The organism is Rhodococcus sp. P4_B6, from assembly GCF_056402215.1.
The window spans coordinates 1-3,848 of sequence record NZ_JBFUHV010000343.1 but is presented as its reverse complement, the minus strand read 5'-3'; the positions used below and the strand labels follow the sequence as shown (position 1 = coordinate 3,848).

Sequence of the window (3,848 nt, the reverse complement as noted above, 5' to 3'; positions counted from 1 at the left end):
ATGCAACGAAGGCTGATCTCGTTGCTGGCGTTGACAACTGGATTGTCTTCTACAACACTGTTCGACGGAACTCTACGGTGGGGATGCACAGTCCCGACAGCTACGAGAAGTTGCTTCAGGTGGGAGTCGCCTGAGGCACGCAACCCCCTTGTCCACCGTTCGGGGGGAACCTCAGACGGCGAAACCGCGACATTGACGGTGCCACCGGCACCCGGTACCTACCCGTTCCATTGCACATATCACTCGAACATGCACGGCGACTTGACCGTCGGGTGACGAGGTCATCGCCGATCCAGGTTCCACCCGATGGGAATGCGCAGCTACCTGCCCGCGCCGCGCACGGTGGATGAGGCGCTCGCGGGCACGCTCGACATCTCCGGTCTCGTGATCATGGCTGCAGTGAACTCGACGCGATGGTTCTGCTCATCGACGACGGCGTCGATCGCGCGCAGTCGGACGGTTCCTGCACGTTGGACAAGGCTACCCGGAATATCCGTGAACCCTCGGGGGTCCGCGTGAACCCTCGGGGGTCCGGTTTCGTGAAATAGGTTATGACCGCTCAACAATCCGGGGCGGCCCCGGAGTACGACGGGATGTGGTCGACGGCGCTGGTCCGCGGGCTGATCCGCGAGGACGCGCTGCGCTCGTCGAGCTACTCGGACACCGGCTATATCGACCTGCTCGAATCGGGTCCACCGGCCCGGCGCGCTCTCGCGCAGCGTGCGATGACCAACAACCGGGTTGCCGCCGTCTACGAGCGGCTGTGGCGGCCGATCGTCGTCGCGGCGCTGAGCCTGCACGGACTCTCCGTGGTTGACGAGCGCGCAAGGGCCGCCGCGGCCCTGCATCTCGACGGCGAGCAACGAGTGCTCGACGTGGCGTGCGGTCCGGGAAACTTCACCGGTTTCTTCGCCGACAGGCTCGCCGGCGACGGATTCGTCGTCGGATTGGACACCTCACTGCCAATGCTCGAACGCGCAGTCCACGACAACCCCCGCCCGCGCGCGGTCTACCTTCACGCCGACGCGCTCGAGCTTCCCTTCGACGACCGGACATTCGACGCCGTGTGCTGTTTCGCGGCACTGTACCTCGTGGCGGAGCCGTGTGCCGTGCTCCGCGAGATGGTGCGGGTGTTGGCGCCAGGTGGGCGGATCGCGGTGATGACCAGCTACGGTCGCGAATCCTTCCTCGTGCGGAAGGGACTCGAGCTGGGCGCAACGCTGTGTGGGGTACGGGTCTTCGACCGCACCACCGTCCCGGCCTTCCTCGCCGCCGCTGGACTGCTCGACGTCGACCAGCAGCTGCGCGGCATCTCCCAGTTCGTCACCGCCCGCCAGCACGGGTGACCGGTTCATGGCGAGGAGGACGCGACCGGCTGTGCCTGGCCCTCGATGCCACCGTCCGATACGAGTTGTTCTCGGTGTTCGAGGTCACTCCTGGGGTTCTCGGCCCGGCCCGGCCCGGACCGGTCCGCGGCTAGTGCAGCACGCTCAGGTCTTCCTCGACGGGCCCGCGGACACGGGCGTGGTGCTCCGCGAGTTGTACGACGCGGGTGGTGATTTCGTACCGATGGCCAGTGCCATCGCCACCGCGAACGGCAGTTCGTCGCCAGCGGCGGCGAGTGCAGGGCGAAGCTGGTGTGCGACCCAGTCGGATGCGGCCAGGACTCGAAATCTCCTGTGGCGCTGCGATCGACCCCAAGTGGCTCAACTACCGGCAGCGGCTTTTCGTCCCGACCTGGCGTGCCATGGAACCGGCGGAATTCCGGCACCACTTCACGGTCTACCGCCCCGTCACCGGAGCGTCGGTGTTCCCCTTCGACCTCGCCTCCACAGTGCTGCTGACCATCACCACCTACTCCGCCGTCAAGACGGCGGGACGCGGGTGTGACCAGGCTGCCCGACCGCACGGGAATAGACCCCGCGGCGCCCAGGCCAGCCACAGATACCGGTGCCACGGAAACGTCGAACGGATGCGGGGGCGCGGAAGGACGGACTACGAACCAGAAGTCACCACGCCACAATACGATTAATCTCGTGCAAGTCCGGCGCGAGACATCATTCGCGATCGCGCAGCAGTGCAACGGCATCGTCCATCCCGTACCGGGTCACCAACTGATCGAGGACCTCATCGGCGGTCATCGGTGGCCGCGCCAGGCGGGCCGCGAGCATATCCACCGCGCGCGCCGCCGCGGCCGGGGACACCGACACCGTGTCGCCTGCGAACTCCGCCGGCGAGATCACCCGGATGTTCCCCGGAACTCGTTCACGAGGAAAGTCCTTCCGATTCAGCGTGACGATCACCCCGGCCCCGCCGACCACGGCGGCCGCAACGACATGCTCATCGTCGGGATCGGGCAGCGAAAACGCACCCTCGAGTGGCTCCCAGCCGGTCACCAGGGCGTCGTCGAAGTGCTCGCGCATCGTTCCCACCAGCCGCGCACCAGCGGCTTGGGCTGCCGCCGCACTGTGCCCGCGTCGTTCCAGTTTCGCGGCCTCGTGGAATTCGAGTTCGTCGAGGATTACCTCCGACCACAACGGCCGGTACAAGCCCTCAACGGCCATCGACAGCAGGAAATCCCGCTGCAGGCTCGGCCAGAGAACACACGTATCGAGAACTGCTGCGAACACCCCGGCTGCCTATCGACCACCCGCCGCGGCTGACCGGCCCGCGCTGCGGGAGCGTCGGCGCTCCGCGACCGCCTTCCGCGCGGCCTTCAGCTGCTCCGCGACCGCCGCTGGATCGTCCTCGTCGTCGATCTCGACAGCGGTCTGCGCGAGTGCCTCGTATTGGCGGGCACGACGCTGCTGCTGGTACTCGAGTACATCGCGCAACAACAGCCGATGTCGAGTGCCGACCTTCTCCGCCGGCAACTCCCCCACGTCGATCCATCGGCGCACCGTCGGTCGGCTCACCCCCAGCAGATCCGCGGCCTGCTGCGTCGTCAACATCGTCGCCTGGGGTGCCACCGTCACCGCACGTCCGGCCTGCAAGGCGGCCACAACCTGCTTGAGCGCGGCATGCACCTCTGCCGGCAACTCCACCTGATCGTGCTCACCGGCACCCACCAGGAGATACCGCGGCTCCACCCGGTCGCCACGGCGCCGCTCGTGCGCATCGAGGAAGCCAACGACCTCCGCCAACCCCACACCCGCCGCCTGCGGCAGATACGTGTGCTGATCCAACGCCTGCGCACCCATCACGAACTCCTTCCGTTCGAAAGAATCGTAACACCTTTCGAATCTTTCGAATAGGTACGTGGAGGAGACGTTCACCTGCCCAGCCGCGGTACACGGCAGCACCGACGGCGCACCGACCCCTAACCATCGTCCCAGGTCAGCAAAGGTCCCGCGACCATGTGTCGAACCGTCCATCTCAGTGATCACCGAGCTCGACGTCTCAGAGGTCCTCCGCCTGCCCGGCCGAAAATGAGGCCACTCAAGCCGGAGCCTGGGAGCTCATTACCCGGAATCGACTGGTACGTCGACCCTGTGGTAGATGCACACAACGGGGTGACCGGGGTCGCCGTCCTCAGGGTTCGCCGCTCCGTTACCGGGAATTCTTCGCGGCGACCGCGGTCGCCGGGTGCACGGCGATCAGGCCGAGTCCTTCGCGTCGCTTGCACAGTCGCGCCAGTTCCCGATACGCGGCCTCACCGAGCAACTCGGTGAGCTCGGGCGCATACGACTCCCACACCGCCTTGGCGCCGACATGCGCATCCGGCGAGCCGGAGCAGTACCAGTCCAGATCCGCGCCGCCCTCACCCCAACCGCGGCGGTCGTACTCGGTGATCGTCGTCTTCAGGACCTGCTCACCGTCGGGTCGCTCCACCCATTCGTGGGTCCGCC

General features: G+C 66.6%; 5 protein-coding genes. 2 read left to right on the top strand and 3 right to left on the bottom strand.

Annotated elements, in window-relative coordinates; genetic code table 11:
- Both AC1DWT_RS50045 and AC1DWT_RS50040 read left to right on the top strand, forming a co-directional pair.
- Nucleotides 1-276: a cupredoxin domain-containing protein gene (locus tag AC1DWT_RS50045; RefSeq protein ID WP_206015527.1), complete on the top strand. Its 276-nt coding sequence runs from the start codon at nt 1-3 to the stop codon at nt 274-276.
- A 275-nt stretch (nt 277-551) separates the two neighbouring features.
- Nucleotides 552-1,346, top strand: coding sequence for a class I SAM-dependent methyltransferase (locus AC1DWT_RS50040; RefSeq protein WP_241031579.1), 795 nt, complete (start codon nt 552-554; stop codon nt 1,344-1,346).
- Between the two features lie 711 nt (nt 1,347-2,057).
- On the opposite strand, the gene AC1DWT_RS50035 is transcribed toward AC1DWT_RS50040, so the two are convergent.
- The 3 genes from AC1DWT_RS50035 to AC1DWT_RS50025 form a co-directional block, all read right to left on the bottom strand.
- The gene (locus AC1DWT_RS50035) at nt 2,058-2,630 is read right to left on the bottom strand and encodes a PIN domain-containing protein (RefSeq protein ID WP_072949434.1); all 573 of its coding nucleotides are present in this window, start codon (nt 2,628-2,630) and stop codon (nt 2,058-2,060) included.
- Nucleotides 2,631-2,639: 9 nt separating this feature from the next.
- Nucleotides 2,640-3,200 carry a helix-turn-helix domain-containing protein gene (locus AC1DWT_RS50030; RefSeq protein ID WP_072949467.1) on the bottom strand — a complete coding sequence of 187 codons (561 nt, stop codon included), beginning with the start codon at nt 3,198-3,200 and terminating at the stop codon, nt 2,640-2,642.
- A 349-nt stretch (nt 3,201-3,549) separates the two neighbouring features.
- Nucleotides 3,550-3,848, bottom strand: a 299-nt coding sequence (locus tag AC1DWT_RS50025; protein WP_477926148.1) for a DUF3109 family protein, incomplete at its 5' end; no start/stop codon positions are given.